The 17,992-nt window shown below is 69.9% G+C and carries 18 protein-coding genes; 13 read left to right on the top strand and 5 right to left on the bottom strand.

Annotation, left to right across the window (positions count from 1 at the left end; all coding sequences use genetic code 11):
• Positions 1–22 precede the first annotated feature (22 nt).
• A complete protein-coding gene (locus VF584_05210; GenBank protein HEX8209564.1) occupies positions 23–772 on the top strand; it encodes a hypothetical protein in 750 nt (249 codons plus the stop codon).
• Between the two features lie 84 nt (positions 773–856).
• Here the strand turns inward: VF584_05210 and VF584_05205 are convergent, their stop codons facing one another.
• Complete coding sequence (locus VF584_05205; GenBank protein HEX8209563.1) at positions 857–1,087, bottom strand: hypothetical protein; 231 nt, start codon at positions 1,085–1,087, stop codon at positions 857–859.
• A 220-nt stretch (positions 1,088–1,307) separates the two neighbouring features.
• Here VF584_05205 and VF584_05200 point away from each other — a divergent pair, with 220 nt between their 5' ends.
• The 4 genes from VF584_05200 to miaB all read left to right on the top strand — a co-directional run bounded on the left by VF584_05200 (position 1,308) and on the right by miaB (position 4,809).
• Positions 1,308–1,538 (top strand): AbrB/MazE/SpoVT family DNA-binding domain-containing protein, encoded by a 231-nt coding sequence (locus tag VF584_05200; GenBank protein HEX8209562.1) that lies wholly within the window; start codon positions 1,308–1,310, stop codon positions 1,536–1,538.
• Positions 1,535–1,939, top strand: coding sequence for a type II toxin-antitoxin system VapC family toxin (locus VF584_05195; GenBank protein HEX8209561.1), 405 nt, complete (start codon positions 1,535–1,537; stop codon positions 1,937–1,939). Before VF584_05200 ends, VF584_05195 begins: the two co-directional genes overlap by 4 nt.
• 75 nt (positions 1,940–2,014) lie before the next feature.
• Complete coding sequence (glyA, locus tag VF584_05190) at positions 2,015–3,268, top strand: serine hydroxymethyltransferase (GenBank protein HEX8209560.1); 1,254 nt, start codon at positions 2,015–2,017, stop codon at positions 3,266–3,268.
• Between the two features lie 176 nt (positions 3,269–3,444).
• A complete protein-coding gene (miaB, locus tag VF584_05185; protein ID HEX8209559.1) occupies positions 3,445–4,809 on the top strand; it encodes a tRNA (N6-isopentenyl adenosine(37)-C2)-methylthiotransferase MiaB in 1,365 nt (454 codons plus the stop codon).
• A gap of 154 nt (positions 4,810–4,963) precedes the next feature.
• On the opposite strand, the gene VF584_05180 is transcribed toward miaB, so the two are convergent.
• On the bottom strand, positions 4,964–5,356 hold the full coding sequence (locus VF584_05180) for an SdrD B-like domain-containing protein (protein ID HEX8209558.1): 393 nt from the start codon (positions 5,354–5,356) through the stop codon (positions 4,964–4,966).
• 240 nt (positions 5,357–5,596) lie between these two features.
• Here VF584_05180 and VF584_05175 point away from each other — a divergent pair, with 240 nt between their 5' ends.
• From VF584_05175 to fbp, 3 genes are read left to right on the top strand one after another with little or no spacing between them, the layout of a single operon-like run.
• A complete protein-coding gene (locus VF584_05175; protein ID HEX8209557.1) occupies positions 5,597–7,951 on the top strand; it encodes a DNA internalization-related competence protein ComEC/Rec2 in 2,355 nt (784 codons plus the stop codon).
• Entirely contained in the window at positions 7,951–8,343 is a 393-nt protein-coding gene (locus VF584_05170) for a DUF4157 domain-containing protein (GenBank protein HEX8209556.1), read from the top strand. The genes VF584_05175 and VF584_05170 overlap by 1 nt, the downstream gene beginning before the upstream one ends.
• 11 nt (positions 8,344–8,354) lie before the next feature.
• Positions 8,355–9,365 carry a class 1 fructose-bisphosphatase gene (fbp, locus tag VF584_05165; protein ID HEX8209555.1) on the top strand — a complete coding sequence of 337 codons (1,011 nt, stop codon included), beginning with the start codon at positions 8,355–8,357 and terminating at the stop codon, positions 9,363–9,365.
• 452 nt (positions 9,366–9,817) lie between these two features.
• On the opposite strand, the gene VF584_05160 is transcribed toward fbp, so the two are convergent.
• The 3 genes from VF584_05160 to VF584_05150 all read right to left on the bottom strand — a co-directional run bounded on the left by VF584_05160 (position 9,818) and on the right by VF584_05150 (position 12,691).
• Entirely contained in the window at positions 9,818–10,906 is a 1,089-nt protein-coding gene (locus VF584_05160) for a hypothetical protein (GenBank protein ID HEX8209554.1), read from the bottom strand.
• A 121-nt stretch (positions 10,907–11,027) separates the two neighbouring features.
• The gene (locus VF584_05155) at positions 11,028–12,080 is read right to left on the bottom strand and encodes an inorganic phosphate transporter (protein ID HEX8209553.1); all 1,053 of its coding nucleotides are present in this window, start codon (positions 12,078–12,080) and stop codon (positions 11,028–11,030) included.
• Positions 12,077–12,691, bottom strand: coding sequence for a DUF47 family protein (locus VF584_05150; GenBank protein ID HEX8209552.1), 615 nt, complete (start codon positions 12,689–12,691; stop codon positions 12,077–12,079). Before VF584_05150 ends, VF584_05155 begins: the two co-directional genes overlap by 4 nt.
• A 238-nt stretch (positions 12,692–12,929) precedes the next feature.
• Here VF584_05150 and pstS point away from each other — a divergent pair, with 238 nt between their 5' ends.
• The 5 genes from pstS to phoU all read left to right on the top strand — a co-directional run bounded on the left by pstS (position 12,930) and on the right by phoU (position 17,883).
• Positions 12,930–14,033, top strand: a complete 1,104-nt coding sequence (gene pstS / locus VF584_05145; protein ID HEX8209551.1) for a phosphate ABC transporter substrate-binding protein PstS — start codon at positions 12,930–12,932, stop codon at positions 14,031–14,033.
• Between the two features lie 7 nt (positions 14,034–14,040).
• On the top strand, positions 14,041–15,039 hold the full coding sequence (pstC, locus tag VF584_05140) for a phosphate ABC transporter permease subunit PstC (GenBank protein ID HEX8209550.1): 999 nt from the start codon (positions 14,041–14,043) through the stop codon (positions 15,037–15,039).
• A gap of 461 nt (positions 15,040–15,500) precedes the next feature.
• A complete protein-coding gene (pstA, locus tag VF584_05135; GenBank protein HEX8209549.1) occupies positions 15,501–16,370 on the top strand; it encodes a phosphate ABC transporter permease PstA in 870 nt (289 codons plus the stop codon).
• The gene (gene pstB, locus VF584_05130; protein HEX8209548.1) at positions 16,367–17,200 is read left to right on the top strand and encodes a phosphate ABC transporter ATP-binding protein PstB; all 834 of its coding nucleotides are present in this window, start codon (positions 16,367–16,369) and stop codon (positions 17,198–17,200) included. Before pstA ends, pstB begins: the two co-directional genes overlap by 4 nt.
• Entirely contained in the window at positions 17,197–17,883 is a 687-nt protein-coding gene (gene phoU / locus VF584_05125) for a phosphate signaling complex protein PhoU (GenBank protein HEX8209547.1), read from the top strand. Before pstB ends, phoU begins: the two co-directional genes overlap by 4 nt.
• Positions 17,884–17,992: the final 109 nt, after the last annotated feature.

Below are 17,992 nucleotides of genomic sequence, written 5' to 3'. Positions count from 1 at the left end.
CATCTCCAGACCGCAGAAAACGATGCAGGCTCCCCAACTCCGCCCCCGCCGCCCCGGCGAGATCTTGGACACCGCGTTCCAGATTGTACGCGCGCGCTACGACGCGGTGCTGCTCGCCTCGGCCGTGTTCCTCGTCCCGGCCATCCTTCTTGCGCTCGCGCTGCCCGAGGGACACCCCGTCGCGAGCATCGCGGACCGCCTCCTTACGGTGGCGGGAGGCACCGCGGTGATCGCGGTCGTGTCCGACATCTACACGGGCGAGGAAACGGATGTCCGGCGGAGCATAGGCGAGGTCGTCAGCCGCTTCGGCAGCGTCTTCGGAGCGGCGATCATTCAGGGGATCATGCTCGTCGTCGGGCTCCTCCTCTTCGTGGTGCCCGCGTTCATCTTCTATGCGTGGACCTTTGCGATGCCGGCCATCGTGATGCTGGAAGGCGCCGGCGCCTTCGGGTCGTACAGTCGCTCGCGCGCGCTGGCGAAGGGGTACGTCGGCCACATCCTGGCCACGCTGATCATGGCGTGGGTGATCTTCGGGGTAGTGTTTCTAGGCGCTATCGTCGCCGTGGGATGGACGATCGGCATGCTCGGGGTCGACGAGCGGTTCGCGGACCCGTTCATCGGCGTGGTGCTCTGCCTCATCTATCCGTTCATCGGCGTGGTGACGACGATCCTGTACTACGACCTGCGCATCCGGCAGGAAGGCTTCGACGTAGAATTTCTCGCGGGCAGGATGGACGACGCGGAGCCCGGCGCACCTCCCGCCGTCGCGTAGGCGCGTCCGCGAAGTCGCGCAGCAAGAAAAACGGGCGGCGGAGATCCGGACCTCCGCCGCCCGCTTCGGTGCTCCGGGCGCGTGCTACTCGTTGTTGCCGCGCCCGTTTCCGCGTCCGCGCTGCCCGTCGTGCCCGCGCTTCCGCCCGTTGTTCGACTTCTCCTTGGCCTTCTCGGCGCCTCGCGCGTTGCCCCGCGACACGTTCCCCCGATGCCCCTCGGGCCTCAGACCCGTCGCGCGGTACGTCTCCGCGCACCCGGCGAGCAGCGCGCACGAAACCATGGCGACCGTGATCGGGCGGCAGACAGCGATCATCTCGTGGATCCTCCAGCGATGTGGCTAATGGCGGAGCAGTCTCGTCTGCTCTCTGCAAACTGGTACGACGCTCGCTCGCAAATCGTGAGCCGAGCGACCCCAATGAGCGGTGCCGGTACTGTTCAGCCATCGCGAATACGACCTTTCGGCGAGTCGTTGACCTGCGGGAAAAGCTAGCTAAACTCCTTGCGTGTCTTCACAACCACCAGGGGCCAGAGCGATGAAGATCGGCACGGACGGACAGGTGACGATTCCGCAGCACATGCTCGACCAGATAGGGTTGCTGCCGGACACCGAGGTGGAACTCACCGTGATGGACGACGGTGTGCTGGTGCGCAAGGTCCGGGAGAAACCTGCGGATGCGCACTTGTACTTCAAGCAGATGCGGGGCCGATTCAAGGGGGGCATGAGCACCGACGAAGTGATGGCGCTCACGCGGGGTGAAGAGTGAGCGCCGTTCTGGTCGACAGCAACGTGCTCCTGGATTTCCTGCTGGAGGACCCCGCTTGGAGCGGCTGGTCCACGGAGGCGCTTCAGCGCCTCGAAGCGGAGTCGGAGTTGGTGATCAACCCGGTGATCTATGCGGAGGTGTCGGTGAAGTTCGTCAGGGTGGAAGAGGTAGAGGAAGCGCTCCCGACCTGGAGGTTCCGCAGGGATGCGCTCCCGTGGGAGGCCGCCTTCCTGGCCGGGAAAAGCTATCTCGCGTATCGCAGACGCGGCGGGGAGCGCCGGTCGCCGCTGCCCGACTTCTACATCGGCGCGCACGCATCGGTTCACCAGATGCGTCTCCTCACGCGCGATACGCGCCGGTACAGAAGCTACTTCCCCTGGCTGGACGTCATCTCGCCCTGAGCCGCTCTCGACCCGCGGCGGCCAACGCGCTAACTTCCCGCGCTTCCGAACGACCGCCGCCGCACGGAGACAGACATGCAAGACGCGCTGAGGGCCGCAGATCCGGACATCCACCGCCTGATCGGCGAAGAGGCCGCCCGGCAGGAGCACCAGCTGGAGATGATCGCCTCGGAGAACTTCGTCTCCCGGGCGGTGCTGGAGGCGATGGGTTCGGTGCTCACCAACAAGTACGCCGAAGGCTATCCCGGCAAGCGCTACTACGGCGGGTGCGAGGTGGTGGACGAGGTGGAGCGGCTGGCGCAGGAGCGCCTCCTCCGCCTCTTCGGAGCCGAGCACGCCAACGTGCAGCCGCACAGCGGCGCTCAGGCGAACATGGCCGTCTACTTCGCGCTGATGGAGCCCGGCGACACCCTACTCGGGATGAACCTCTCCGAGGGCGGGCACCTGACGCACGGCTCGCCGGTCAACTTCAGCGGGCGGCTGTACAACGTGGCCGCGTACGGCGTGCGGCCGGACGACCACCGCATCGACTACTCCGCCCTGCGCGACCAGGCGATGCAGGTGCAGCCCAGGGTGATCGTCGCAGGCGCCAGCGCGTACCCGCGGCAGATCGACTTCGAGGTGATGGGCGAGATCGCGCGCGAGAGCGGCGCCAAGCTGTTCGTGGACATGGCGCACATCGCCGGGCTGGTGGCGACGGGGCACCACCCGTCCCCCGTTCCTTTCGCGGACGTGGTGACCTCGACGACGCACAAGACGCTGCGCGGCCCCCGCGGCGGCCTGATCCTGTCGCGCGCCGAGTACGCCAAGGCGATCGACAAGCAGATCTTCCCCGGCGTGCAGGGCGGCCCGCTGATGCACGTCATCGCCGCCAAGGCCGTCGCGTTCGGTGAGGCGCTTCAGCGGGACTTCTCCGCCTACAGCGGCCGCGTGATCGAGAACGCGCAGGCGCTGGCGGAGGGTCTCATGGAGCGCGGTTTCACCCTGGTCTCCGGCGGCACGGACAACCACCTGGTCCTGGTCGACCTGCGCAGCAAGGGCGTCACGGGCAAGGTGGCCGAGAAGGCGCTGGATCGCGCTGGGATCACCGTCAACAAGAACACCGTGCCCGGAGAGACGGAGTCGCCGTTCGTGACTTCGGGCATCCGCATCGGCACCCCCGCGCTCACCACCCGCGGCCTCGGTCCCGACGAGATGCGCGCCATCGCCCTCCTCATCGACCGCGTCGTCACCGCCCCCGACGACGAGGCGGTGTCCAACACAGTCCGCGGCGAGATCCGCGAGATGTGCGACCGGTTTCCGCTGTACGCGGACTGGGTTCGGGTGTAAACGGAACTGCGGTCTCACACAGAGCCGCAGAGGGGGACAGAAAGAGCCACAAAGGGGGTTCTCTGCGCCTTGTAGTTCCCTCTGCGCCCTCTGTGTGATGCTTTTCCCTGAACCCGCGCGCCGCACCGGTGTACCCAAGCCTCCGTCCCCTCCAGCGTCCCCTGAAGTCCCCGGCCATGAAGCGAGCGTACATCGAGACGTACGGCTGCCAGATGAACACCGCCGATTCCGAGCTGATGCACGGGATCCTGGCGGAGAGCGGCTACGTCGCGACCGACTCGGCGGAAGACGCCGACGTCATCCTGGTGAACACCTGCGCCATCCGCGACCACGCGGAGAAGCGCGTCATCGGGCGCGTGGGCCAGCTCCAGGAGCAGCGGCGGCGCGGCGCGCTGGTGGGCGTCACGGGGTGCATGGCGCAGCGCATGGGCGAGTCGCTCCTGGGCCGCGCCGGCGGGGTGGACCTGGTGATGGGGCCCGACTCCTACCGCCAGCTCCCCGAGAAGCTGGCCGCACTCGGCGCGCTGGAGTCGAAGCCGACGCTCCTCACGCTGCCGCAAATGACCCCCGCGCCGGCGCGTGGCGGCCTCACGGTGCTGGGGTTCGACCCGCACGAGAACTACGAAGGCGTCACCGCCAGGCGCGCCTCCGCCGTCTCCGCGTGGGTGCCCATCCAGCGCGGGTGCAACTACCGCTGCACCTACTGCATCGTCCCCTACGTGCGCGGCGACGAGAAGAACCGAGACCCGCGCGCCATCCTGGACGAGGTGCGCGCGCTGGCGGACCAGGGCGTCCCCGAGGTCGTGCTGCTGGGACAGACGGTGAACTCGTACGAGCACGGCGACTGGAACTTTCCGCGCCTGCTGCGCGAGGTCGCGCGGGTCGACGGCATCCGCCGCGTCCGCTTCACCTCGCCGCACCCAAACGACTTCACCCGCGAGCTGGTGGAGGTGATGGCCACCGAGCCCGAGGTGTGCGAGCAGCTCCACCTGCCGGTGCAGAGCGGGAGCAACCGCACCCTCAAGCGCATGCTCCGCCGCTACACGGTGGAGGAGTACCTCGAAAAGGTGGAGTGGGTGCGCGAGGCGATTCCCGGGATCGCGCTCTCGACCGACGTCATCGTCGCCTTCCCCGGTGAGACGGAGGAGGAGTACGAGGAGACGCTCAAGCTGATGCGCGACGTGCGCTTCGACGAGGCGTACATGTACCGCTACTCCCCGCGCGACGGCACGCCGGCCACCCGCCTCCCGCCCGACCAGTTCGTCCCAGAGGTGGAGGGGCAGGAGCGCCTCCTGAAGCTGATCAACATGCAGCGCCAGATCATGCTGGAGGTGAACCAGAGCTGGCTCGGCCGCACGGTGGAGGTGCTGGTGGAGAAGGAAGGGCGCCGCGGCGGCGTGCAGGGACGCACCGAGAGCAACAAGACGGTGAACCTGGAAGGCACCCCGGACCTGATCGGCAGCTTCGTCGACGTGACGTTGACGAGCACCACCGGCGCCACCTTCAACGCCGAGCTCGCCGTCCTGGAGCAGGTCGCGTAAACGCCCGCCCTACCGGGACATACGACGATCCGCGCTTCCTGTTGGGAGCGCGGGTTTCGTTTTCCAGGTGCGGATCGCAAGACCGCTTCAGCGGTCTTCCCGTGGTTCCAGCCGGGGGCTTCAGCCCCCGGTGATGCGGCCGCGGTGCCCGCCCCTAAAACGCGCCCGTCGTCGTCCGCTGCAGCGCAAAGGTCACGTTCACCGTGCCCCCGGTCGTGGGAATGGCGACGGTGCGCTGCCCCGTCTCGCCGGCGGCCGGGGCGTACCCCAGCGGCACCCGGACCGCCAGGTTGTACGTGGACGCCGCGAGGTCGTTGAAGGTATACGTCCCCGTCGTGCTGGTGACGGTGGAGTCCTGCGTCCCGAGCAGCACGGTGACCCCGCCGACGCCGCTCCCCCCCGCCTGCACCTGCCCCGTGATCGTCCCGTTCGTCGCCCCGCTGCCGTCCGAGGGCACCCGCGTGCTCCCGAACACGTTCCCGCCGTCGCATGCGGCCGACGCCACCAGCGCCGCCAGCACCAGCGCACTCCCGGTGTGCTTGAGCATCCTGCACCTCCCCTGGTTCCACTCTCCCATCGCGTTTCCCCATCGGCGTGCAACGGCCGCGCCAATGCTCCCCGATCACGCCACAGCCGAGCGCTGGCGGCACCGCTGCGCCACCGGGCATACAAGCGCGTACGGATGGTGGCTCCGTAAATAGCGCATTTGCAACGACTTACTTGCGCTGGCGAGTCGTTGCGCACATGTTGGCGGCGTTGCTTCCAACCGCCCCCGCCACCCCGTCCGATGGCGCACTTCCGACCGCCGATCGTCCTCGCATTCCTGGCGTACCTCGCCGGGGTGCTGGCGGGTCTGCGCATCTCCGCGATAGCGCCGGGGGCGGCGCTGGTTGCGGTCGTAGGAGTGCTCGCGATGTTCGTCGCTCCGCGGCTTGGGGTGGGCAGCGTGCCTCCTCGGCACGTGCTGCACGTGATTCTGGGCGCCCTCGTCTGCGCCGGGGCAGGGCAGGGAGCGGCGGCGCGTATCGATGCGGAGCGGGACTGCCGAGCGGTGCTGGCGGATGGGGCCACTCTCCACGTCCGCGGCGTGCTGGGCGCCAACCTCGTCCCCGCGCCGGATGGCCGCATCCCGCTCCTTCCGCTGATCCTGGAGGGGGCGCAAGCGAAAGGCGGCGCGATACCCAACTGCCGTGTGGAGGCACGTGTTCGCCTGCCGCGCGGCACTCCAGCAATGTTGGCGGGCACCGAGCTCCGCGTGGACGGCGCGTGGTGGCGGATGCCACGGCCCGTCACGCCCAGCGCGTGGCCCGCCGATCCGTCGTACAAGGGCTTCATCTTCGCGGGGAAGGCGGCGGTCGTGGCGCCGCCGAGCCTGTCCGCACACCCGCTCCTGACGCTGCGCGGACGCACGGAGCGGAGCATCATCCGCCTCTTTCCCCGCAACGCGCCGCTCGCGGATGCGCTCCTGCTCGGTCGCCGCGAGACGCTGGACCGCGGACTCGCCGACCGGTTCGCGCGCAGCGGGCTGGTGCACCTGCTGGCGATCAGCGGGAGCCACGTCGCGCTGATCGGCGCGGTGCTCCTCCTGCTGGCGCGCGCCGCGCGGTTGAGGCGGAGCCACGCCGTGGCGGCCACCGTGGCGCTGGTGACGACGTACCTGGCGGTGATCGGCGCGCCGCCCTCCGCGGTGCGCTCGGGGATCATGCTCGCGCTCGCCCTCGCCGCGACGGTGCTGCAGCGACCGACGGCGCCGCTCGCACCCGTGGCGGCGGCGGCGCTCGCCATTCTCGCCGTGCACCCGATCGCGGCGCTGGACATCGGGTTCCAGCTCTCGTTCGCGGGCGTTCTCGGGCTGATCCTCATCCGCCCGGCCATGCTCAAACGGCTCCCCGCGGAGCTGAAGCGCGGGTGGAAGCGGTGGCTGGCGGACTCGCTCGTCACGTCGCTGGCGGCGTTTGTCGCGACGGCGCCCGTGGCGGCTCATCACTTCGGGCAGATCGCGCCCGTGTCGATCGTCGCGAACCTGCCGGCCGTCCCGCTCACCTCGCTGGCGCTGGTCGGCACCGGCGCGGCGCTGGCGGCGGAGCCGGTCGTGCCGCCGCTCGGCCGGCTGTTCGCGGACGGCGCGTCGCTGATGCTGGACTGGCTGCAGCGAGTGGTCGACGTGGCGGCGGAGCTGCCGGGCGGGCATGCGGCGGTGGCCCGGCCGCGCTGGGGGCTGTGGGGCGCGGCGGCGCTCGCCATCCTCCTCGCGCTGGAGTGGAGCGTGCGCATGCGCGGGTGGGTGCGCGGATCGCTCGCGACGGCGGCGGCGTGCGCGGCGCTCCTCGTCATCCCCGCCGCGCCGGTCGCGGAGGGGCTGGAGCTCGCGTTCCTCGACGTGGGGCAGGGGGACGCGGTCGCCATCCGCACGCCGGCGGGGCGCTGGCTGCTGGTGGACGCCGGGCCCATCGAAGAGCGCTTTGACGCGGGGGAGAAGCGCGTCCTCCCCTTCCTGCGCAGCCGCGGCGCTACGGCGGTGGAGGCGATGATCCTCACTCATCCGCACGCCGACCACGTGGGCGGCGCCGCGGCCGTGCTCCGCGGGATGCGCGTGGGGCGCGTCGTGGAGCCGGGGCTCCCGTTCGGCACGCCACTCTACCGCGATCTGCTCAGCACCATCGAAGAACGAGGCGCCGTGTGGTCTGTCGCAAGGCAGGACCGCGTCTTGCAAATCGACGGGGTGGAAGTGGCGTTCCTCTGGCCCTCCGCCGGGTCGCTTGACGCCCCCGCGGACGCGAACGACATTAGCGCCGTGGTGCGGCTACGGTACGGGGCATTCACCGCGCTCCTCACCGGCGACGCGCCCTCCGAGGTGGAGGCGCGGCTGGTGGGCCGCTACGGCGCCGCGCTCCGCTCCGCCGTGCTCAAGGTGGGGCACCACGGATCGCGCACCGCGACCTCCGACGAATTCCTCCGCGCCGTGCAACCGGAGCTGGCCGTGATCTCCTGCGGCGTACGCAACCGCTACCGCCATCCCGCGCCGGAAACGCTGGAGCGCCTGGCCGCGCGCGGCGTGCCCGTGGCGCGCACGGATTTGGAGGGGACGGTGATCGTCCGGGTCCACCCCGGTGGCGCGTTCTGGGAGCGCGTGGAGCCGTGATGCTCTGGAACCGGCTCCTGGATTCGGTGCTGGGGCCCGTGGCGCCGCCGCCTCCCTCCGTGTCCGCCAGCGCGGTCCCGCCCGGCGTCACCTTTCGCAGAGGGCGCCTGGTTCCGGCCATCGGCGGGGTGCTGGCGAAGATGAAGGGCCCCGTGACGGCGGTGACGCTGGGGCGCACCATCGTCGTCCTTCCCGGCGCGGAGCTTTCGCCGCGGCTGCTGGTGCACGAGCTCACGCACGTGCGGCAGTGGGGCGAGGACCGGCTCTTCCCCCTGAAGTACGCGCTGCAGTCGCTTCGGCACGGGTACCTGCAGAACCGGTACGAGGTCGAGGCGCGGGCGGAGGCTGAGCGGGCCTTCCCCCGAACCCCTACAACCCCGAGGAACGCGTGACTGGAAAAGGCTTGGTCACCATCGAGCGCCACATCATCGAGGCGGAGCGCGAGTTCCCCGAGGCGACCGGTGCGTTCAGCAACATCCTGTACGACCTGGCCTTCTCCGCCAAGATGATCGCGCGCGAGGTGCGGCGCGCCGGGCTCGCGGACGTGCTTGGGCTCACGGGCGAGGTGAACATCCAGGGCGAGGAGGTGCGCAAGCTGGACGAGTTCGCCAACGAGGTGATCTTCAAGGCGCTGGACCACACGGGGCACCTGTGCGGGATGGCCTCGGAAGAGGTGGAGGACTTCATCCCCATCCCCGACCGGTTCCCCACGGGGAACTACTGCGTGCTCTTCGACCCGCTGGACGGATCGTCGAACATCGACGCCAACGTCAGCGTGGGCACCATCTTCTCGGTGCACCGCAAGGTCAGCGACCACGCGCGCGGCTGCGTGGAGGACTGCCTGCAGCCGGGGACGAAGCAGGTGGCGGCGGGGTACATCGTCTACGGGTCGTCCACGATGCTGGTGTACACCACCGGCAACGGGGTGCACGGCTTCACGCTGGAGCCCTCGATCGGCGAGTTCCTCCTGTCGCACCCCAACATCAGGATCCCCTCGCCCGGGCAGCGGATCTACAGCGTCAACGAGGGGAACTACGCCCGCTGGTCCGAGGAGCAGCGCCGGATGGTGGACCACCTCAAGAACGCGGACGGCGACAACCCGAAGCCGTTCAGCGCGCGCTACATCGGCTCCCTGGTGGCGGACTTCCACCGCAACCTGCTGTACGGCGGGATGTTCATGTACCCGGCCGACGTGAAGTGCCCGCAGGGGAAGCTGCGCCTGCTGTACGAGGCCGCGCCGCTCGCCATGATCGCCGAGCACGCCGGCGGCCGCGCCTCCACGGGCGAGCAGCGCATCATGGAGATCATCCCCCACGACCTCCACGAGCGCACGCCCCTGTTCATCGGGACGACCGAGTACGTGGAGCTCGCCGAGCGCTTCCTGGCGGGGGCGGAGGCGGGGGCGCTGGTCTGACGGGCGGGGTTTGAGGGTTGGGATGCAAAGAGGCCCCGGCTCGGGTTGCGAGCCGGGGCTTCTTTGTGGGTCCGGCGGCTGGTCGCCGGGGGATGAATCCCCCGGCTGGAACCACGGGAAGGCGGCTGAAGCCGGCTCGTGCACCCCGGCATCAGACCCGGAGTCCGCGCTCTCGAACGGGGCTCCTGGAACGGGGCACCTCGAACGCCGGTCGGGGATGGCGGGGCACGGTGCATTCCCATGGCACGGGCAGACACGTGGGTCTGCCCCTACGGGATCGGTGCGGAGAGCGGAGGTCAAGGTGGGGGAGAGGGCGGGCGCGATGAATCGCGCCCCTACGGTGCGGCGGCGCCGGGAATCAGGAATACGGGCGGATCTCGCCCCCGAGTCCGCGAAGGCGGACTTTGTGCTGTTGTTGCAGCGAGTTCACTCGCCCGGTCACAGCCGCCCCCTCAAAACGCCATCTGGAACTGCGCCTTGAAGCTCTGGCCGCTCGGCGCGCCGTGGGCGCCGCGCCAGAAGTCGTAGTTGAACATGACGCGGTTGAGGCCCCCGAGATAGACGTTGAAGCCCGGGGTGATCAGGGTGCCGGCGCCGTCTTCGGGAGCGTCGAGGTCCGTGTCGGGGTCGCCGTGGCTGACGCGGATGAGGGGCTCGACAGAGGCGACGCGGCTTCCCAGCGGCTTGGTGCGGTAGGAGATCCATCCCTGGGCGCCCAGGAAGCGCCGGCCGGCGAACGGGTCACCGTCGCCGAACGCGAGCTCGGCGACGGCGTGCGGGCCGGGACGGTAGCCGCCCACCTCCGCATCGATGGCCCAGGCCTGGCCACCGCGGGAGCGGGCGGGCGCGGAGCCGGCGGCGGGCTGCACGAAGTCGCGGCGGCCCCAGGAGCCGCCGAGGGTGACGCCCGGGAGCGGCTGGAAACCCGCGCGCGCCGAGAGCTGATAGCTGCGCTCGCCCCCGCCCACCGTGTGCACGGGGCCGTTGGTGAAAGCGGCCGCGTAAAAGGGGCGCAGCGGGAGATCGGGCCGTCCCATCAGCTGCACGCCCACGTCGCGCTCCGCGTAGCCGAGGTCGGTTACGAGCGCGTACTCGTCGCGGGCACGGAGGCCGCGGATGCGCACGCCGCGCTCGATGGGCGCCATCTGCGCGGAGTTGGTCTGCGCGATCGCGCCGAACGGGCGATGCGCGTTGCCGGCCAGCACGCTGAGCGCGGGGTGGAAGTTCAGCCGCACGTACGCGTCCTTGAGCGCCACGCGGTTTCCGGCGAAGTCCACCTGGAGCCGCCCCGCCACCAGCGGACCGTAGCGCGTGGACAGCTCCACCCGCGCACGGCGGAGGAGCCAGTCCGTCGCAGGGACGGAGTCCACGCTGCTCGTGTTGAGCTGGGTCTGCACGCGCGCGCCCAGCGTGACCTCCATCCCGTTGACGGTGAAGGTCGGGGAGGCGGGCTGCTGCTGGGCGCGGGCGGGAAGGGCGCATGTAACGGCGAGTGCAGCCGCGCAGGTAACGGCGGCCGTACCGCGGCGGACGAGGGGCATCGGTTGACGTGACCGTTTCGGGGGTTGGCCGCGGCGCCGGCGGGATCGTAACGGACGCCGTCTGGAAAGGCGCCCGGACCATGGCTGGTCCGGGCGCCTTTCTCATCATCGGCCAGACGACTCAGGGCGCGACGGTTACCCTCAGCAGCCAGTAGCAGAGGGCCGACACGCCGAACGCCGCGGGGATCGTAAGGAACCAGGCCCACACGATGCGTCCCGCGATGTTCCAGCGGACCGCCGAAAGCCGCCGCGTCGCGCCCACGCCCACGATGGCGCCGGTGATGGTGTGCGTGGTGCTCACCGGGATGCCGAAGTGCGTCGCGATGAAGATGCTCATGGCGCCGCCCGTCTCCGCGCAGAAGCCGCCGACCGGGCGCAGGCGGGTGATGCGGGTGCCCATCGTGTGCACGATCCGCCACCCGCCGAAGAGCGTGCCCAGCGAGATCATGGTGTACGCCAGCAGCTCCACCCAGAGCGGCACGTGGTCCGCATTGGGAAGGTACAGGTGCCGCATCCACCCCGTCTGCCCCGCGAAGACGGCGTTGGACGACACCAGCAGCCCCACGATGATCCCCATCGTCTTCTGCGCGTCGTTGCCGCCGTGCGACAGCGAGAAGACGGCCGACGAGGCGAGCTGCGCCACGCGGAAGAAGCGGTCCGCGAAGCCCGCGCTGCTCTTGTGGAAGGTCCACAGCACGATCAGCATCAGCAGCCACCCCAGCGCCATGCCGATCAGCGGGGAAAGGAAGATGAAGAGGATCGTCTTCACCCACCCGCCCGGGATGATGGCGGCGAACCCCGCCTTTGCCACCGCCGCCCCCGCGTAGCCGCCCAGCAGCGCGTGCGACGACGAGGAGGGGATGCCGTAGTACCAGGTGATCAGGTTCCAGGTGATGGCGCCCATCAGCGCGCCCATCACCACGCTGGGGGTGACGATGTTCACGTCGATCATCCCCTTGCCCATCGTCTTCGCCACCGCGGTGCCCACCACGAAGAGCGCGGCGAAGTTGAAGAACGCGGCCCAGAACACCGCCTTCACCGGGCTCAGCACCCGGGTGCCCACCACCGTCGCGATCGAGTTCGCCGAGTCGTGGAAGCCGTTGATGAAGTCGAAGGCGAACGCGACCGCGATGATCACCAGGATGTAAACGACGTTCGCGTCCACGGCGGTCACCCGTTCTTGATGGCGATGCTCTCCAGCACGTGCGACACGTGGTCGCACTCGTCGATGGCGTCCTCGAGCTTGTCGAACAGCTCCTTCCACTTGATGATCTCGAGCGGGTCGCCGGCCGAGTTGGCGAACAGGGCGTGCACCGCCTCGAAGTAGATCGCGTCGCCCTCCTCCTCCAGCGCCTTGAGCTGGCTGGTGCGCTCCAGCATCAGCTTGGGCTTCTTGAGGTTGATGACCGCCGCCTCGATGCACGCGGCGGCGCGGCGCAGCACGTCGGCCAGGCGCGCGGCTTCGGGGCGCATCTGGCGGACGTGGAACATCTGCACGCGGCGCGCGGTGCCGTCCAGCAGGTCGATCACGTTGTCCAGGCGGCCGGCCAGCAGGTGGATGTCCTCGCGGTCCAGCGGGGTCACGATGCTGCGGTCGATGCGCGCGTTGATCTCGCGCGTCATCACGTCCGCCTCGTGCTCCAGCCGCTTGATCTCCAACACCAGCTCGTCGATGCGCGCCGGCTCGGCGAACATCTGCGCGATCAGGTCCGCGCACCCCGAGAGGCGCTTGGCCATCTCGCTGAACATCGGGAAGAACTGCTCGTCTCTTGGAAAGAGGCCCACTGCGTCCTCCAGGGGAAATCGATGTGTAACGATGAGGCATTCCGGTGCGTAACGCGCCGCATGCCGGCGCCGGTCCCGGAATCCCGCGCCAAAGCTATCGTGCGGCCCGCGCGGGGAAAAGGGTGTTACACGGCCCGGTTACGCTGCGGGGGCCCGCCGTTACCGACGCGTTACGGAGCATGGGTAGGATCACGCGCCATCGAGGAGGCCGATCTTCGACCAACCGTGGACTACCGACATGACGAATCGTCGATTTTTTCCCGCCGCGCTCGCTCTCTCCATCCTCGCCGCGTGCGGCGGGGACGGCGGGGGGAGCACGCCGGGTGCGATGAAGGGAAGCGCGGGCGCCGCACCGGGCACCGTTACGCTTACGGGCGCGGGCGCCACCTTTCCCATGCCCATCTACTCCAAGTGGTTCGCCACCTACGGCCAGAGCAACCCGGTGCGCGTGAACTACGCCTCCGTGGGCTCGGGCGCCGGCATCCGGCAGATCACGCAGGGCACCGTGGACTTCGGCGCCTCGGACGCGCCGATGACGGACGCGGAGCTGGCCCGCAAGCCGGAAATCCTGCACGTGCCCACGGTGCTGGGCTCGGTGGCGGTGTCGTACAACATTCCGGGGCTGCGGCAGCCGCTGCGGCTGGACGGACCGACGCTGGCCGCCATCTACCTGGGCACCATCCGCAAGTGGAACGACGCGCGGATCGCCGGGCTCAACCCCGGCGTCACGCTTCCCAACGCCGACATCCTCCCCGTGTACCGCACGGACGGGAGCGGCACGACGCACGTCTTCACCGACTACCTGGCCACCGTCAGCCCGGAGTGGAAGCAGCAGGTGGGGACGGGGAAGTCGGTGAAATGGCCCACCGGTCTGGGCGCCAAGGGCAACGAGGGGGTGACGGGCTCGGTGAAGCAGAGCGAGGGGGCCATCGGATACGTGGAGCTCGCCTACGCCACGCAGAACCAGCTCCCGGTGACGGCGCTGCGCAACTCGGCCGGCGCCTTCGTGCAGCCCAGCGTGGAGTCGACCACCGCCGCGGCCGCCGACCTCGGCGAGCAGCTCCGGCAGCATCCTGACCTGCGCATGTCGGTGGTGAACGCCCCCGGCGCGCAGGCGTACCCGGTGGCGTCGTTCACCTACCTGCTGGTCCCTGGGCAGATGGAGGATTGCGGCAAGGCGCGGGCGCTCGTGGGGCTGGTGCGCTGGACGCTGGCCGAGGGCGGCGAGATGGCGCGGCAGCTCCACTACGCGCCGTTGCCGGAGGCGGTGCGCGCGGAGGTGCTGCGGAAGCTCCAGGGCGTCACCTGCGGCCCCCAGCGCCAGCCCGCGCTGGCCGGCTGACGCGCTTATGCAGCCCACTCCCGAGCAGGCCGGCGTGCTGGCGGGCGGTGGACCCCGTTCCAGGGTCCGCCGCGTCTTCCCGTCCGTGCGCCACGGCAACCTGGCGGACCGCGCCTACGCCATCACGCTGGGCGCGTTCGGCGCGGCGATCCCCATCCTCTTCGGCTTCATCCTGCTGCGCGTGGGGACCGCCGCCTGGCCCGCGCTGCAGCGGTTCGGCGGCGGCTTCATCATCGGATCGGACTGGAACCCGGTGGCGGGGAGCTACGGCGCGCTTCCGTTCATCTTCGGCACGCTGGCGTCGTCGCTCCTGGCGTTGCTGATCGCGGTGCCGCTGGCGGTGGGGCTCGCCATCTTTTTGACCGAGCTGTCGCCGCGCTGGATCGCCGCGCCGGTGGCCTTCGGCACCGAGCTGCTGGCCGCCATCCCCTCCGTGGTCTACGGGCTGTGGGGGATCTTCGTGCTGGTGCCCTGGCTGCGCTCCAGCATCCAGCAGCCGCTCGCCAGCGCGTTCGGCGACTCGTTTCCGCTCTTCGCCGGGCCGGCGTACGGCACCAGCATCATGGCCGGCGGGGCGATCCTGGCCATCATGATCGTCCCCTTCATCTCCGCCGTGTCGCGCGAGGTTCTGGCCGCCGTGCCGCGCGACCAGCGTGAGGCCGCGCTCGCGCTGGGCGCCACGCGCTGGGAGATGACCTGGCAGGTCGTGCTCCCCTACGCGGTGCCGGGGATCATCGGCGCCACCATCCTGGGGCTGGGCCGCGCGCTGGGCGAGACGATGGCCATCACCATGGTCATCGGCAACCGGCCAGACATCCCCACCTCGCTCTTCGCGCCCGGCTACACCATGGCCAGCGTGCTCGCCAACGAGTTCAGCGAGGCGTCGGACGACCTGCACCTGGCCGCGCTCATGGAGATCGGCCTGATCCTCTTCGGCATCACCATCGTGGTGAACTCGGTCGCGCGCCTGCTGGTGTGGCGCGTCGCGCGCCGCGCGGGGAAGTAGACGATGAGAATCCACGACCCCCACGGCTCCGCCGCGCCACCGCGGACGAGACACCCCCATTTCCTGAACGAAGCGCCGCACCGCACCTGCACCCGCACAATCCTGTGGCGCCGAGTGAAGGAGACGGCCTCCGCCACTTGCACCGCACCGGCCCATGTTCGAAGCTGGTACGTGCAGATCGAAGCGCGCTCCGCCACCGAAGCGCTCATCCCGCAGCCCGACCCGGCCATGGCCTCGATACACCTGCGCATGCCGCTCGCGCCGCACGCCGGGCACCATGGACCGAACCATCTACCGAACATGGGTTGGATCTGCGCGTTCGACAGAGCCCGTCTCCTTCACTCCGCGCCAGGGGTGCGGCGCGAGGGCGGGTACCGGGCGGCGCTTCGTTCAGGAAATGATGCACCCTCGTCCGCACCTGGCATGAGCCATCCGGGCGGGGCGGAGGTGGGGCGCCTGACATGAACACTCCGACTGTGACCGCGCCCTCGTGGCGCGACCGGCGGCGGCGCACCACCAGCACGGTGATGCTGGCGATGACCGGGGTGGCGGCGCTGCTCACGGTGCTCCCGCTGGTGCTGATCCTGTGGCACCTGCTGCGGGCCGGGATCGCGGCCATGAACGGCGACTTCTTCACCGAGACCCCGGCGCCGGTGGGCGAGCCCGGCGGCGGGGTGGGGAACGGCATCCTGGGCACCGGCATCCTGGTGGGGCTCGGCGCCGTCTTCGGGCTGCCGGTGGCCATCGGCGCGGGGCTTTTTCTGGCCGAGGCGGAGGGGAGCCGCGTGGCCAACGCCGTGCGCTTCATCACCGACGTGATGAACGGCATCCCGTCCATCGTCATCGGCATCTTCGTGTGGGCGTGGGTGGTGGTGTCGATGGGGCACTTCTCCGCGCTGGCGGGGGGCGTGGCGCTGGCCATCATGCTCATCCCCATGGTCACCCGCACCACCGAGGAGATGGTGCGCCTGGTGCCCCGCGAGCTGCGCGACGGTGGCCTGGCGCTGGGCTTCACCCGCTGGCGCACCACGCTGGGGATCGTGCTTCCCGCGGCGCGCAGCGGCATCCTGACCGGCGTGCTGGTGTCGCTGGCGCGCATCTCGGGCGAGACGGCGCCGCTCCTCTTTACCGCGCTCGGCAACCCGTTCTGGGGATGGAAGCTGAGCGAGCCGATCGCCGCGCTTCCCGTGCAGATCTTCCAGTACGCCATCTCGCCCTACGAGGAGTGGCACCGCCTGGCCTGGGCCGCGTCGCTCCTGCTGATTGCACTGGTGCTGGGGGTGAGCCTCACGGCCCGCCTCTTCATCCGCAGCCCGTACAAGGGACGATGACCATGCAACAGATCGCCACCGCCGCGCCGCGCACCGTGCCGGACGCGCCCGGCAACGCATCGACCGGCACCGTGCCGCTCGCCGTGGAGGCGCGCGACTTCTCCTTCTGGTACGGCAACAACCGCGCGCTCAACGACATCACGCTGGAGGTGCCCGAGCGGCAGGTGACGGCGCTGATCGGCCCGTCCGGGTGCGGCAAGAGCACCTTTCTGCGCTCCATCAACCGCATGAACGACCTGATCCCCGGCGTGCGGCACGACGGCGAAATCCTGATCCGCGGCGAGTCCGTATACCGCGAGGGGCTCGACGTGGTGAACCTGCGCAAGCGGGTGGGGATGGTCTTCCAGAAGTCCAACCCGTTCCCCAAGTCGATCTACGACAACGTGGCGTACGGCGCCCGCGTCAACGGCCTCGCCCGCGGCCGCGCGGAGCTCAACGAGATCGTGGAGCGCTCGCTGCAGTCCTCCGCGCTGTGGGACGAGGTCAAGGACCGCCTGGACCGCAGCGCGCTCGGTCTTTCCGGAGGCCAGCAGCAGCGCCTGTGCATCGCGCGGGCGCTGGCGGTGCAGCCGGAGGTGCTGCTGATGGACGAGCCGGCGAGCGCGCTGGACCCCATCGCCACGCAGAAGATCGAGGAGCTGATCTACCAGCTCAAGGACGAGTACACCATCGTGATCGTGACCCACAACATGCAGCAGGCGGCGCGCGTCTCCGACCTCACCGCGTTCTTTTACATGGGCGGGCTGGTGGAGGTGGGATCGACGCACCAGATCTTCACCAACCCGCGCGAGGACCGCACCGAGGCGTACATCACCGGGAGGTTCGGATGAGCCCCACGCCGGGGGTGCGCCACTTCCACGAGGAGCTGGCGCGCCTCAAGCACCAGCTCCTCAACATGTCCGCGCTGGCCGAGGACCTGGTGGGGATGGCGGTGCAGGCCCGCACGGAGCGCGACGTGGCGCTCGCGGAGCAGGTGATCGCGCGCGACAACGATCTGGACGCCATGGAGATCGCGGTGGACGACAGCTGCATTCACCTGCTGGCGCTGCAGCAGCCGATGGCGCGCGACCTCCGGCTGATCACCATGGCGATGAAGATCTCCAACGACCTGGAGCGGGTGGGCGACCACGCCGTCAACATCGCGGAGGGGGTGCGGCACCAGGCGGAGCACCCGGTGAGCATGGAGCTGGCGGAGATCGACGAGATGTCGCGCCTTGCCCGCGAGATGCTCTCCGACGCCCTCGACTGCTTCGTGCGCGGCGACGCGGCGGGCGCGCGCGAGGTGTGCCGGCGCGACGACCGTGTGGACCAGCTCCACGACTCCGTCTTCCGCATCCTGGTGACGCACATGATGGAGGACCCGCGCCGCATCGGCAGCGCGATGTCGCTCTTCCTGGCCAGCCGCAACCTGGAGCGGATCGCCGACCTCGCCACCAACATCGGCGAGGACGTGGTGTTCCTGGTGGAAGGCCGCTCGATCAAGCACGGGGCCGGGGCGCTCTCGAACGCATAGCGCGCGCACGTGCGGGCGCAGGTGCGGGCGCCGAGCGGGGGCGGGGGGGGAAACCCTCCGCCCCGCGCGGCGTTGGCCCGGCGCGGAGCTTGCTCTGTGTAACGATGGC

The organism is Longimicrobium sp. (assembly GCA_036389135.1).
GTDB lineage: Bacteria > Gemmatimonadota > Gemmatimonadetes > Longimicrobiales > Longimicrobiaceae > Longimicrobium.
This window is presented reverse-complemented; position numbering and strand designations above follow the sequence as displayed.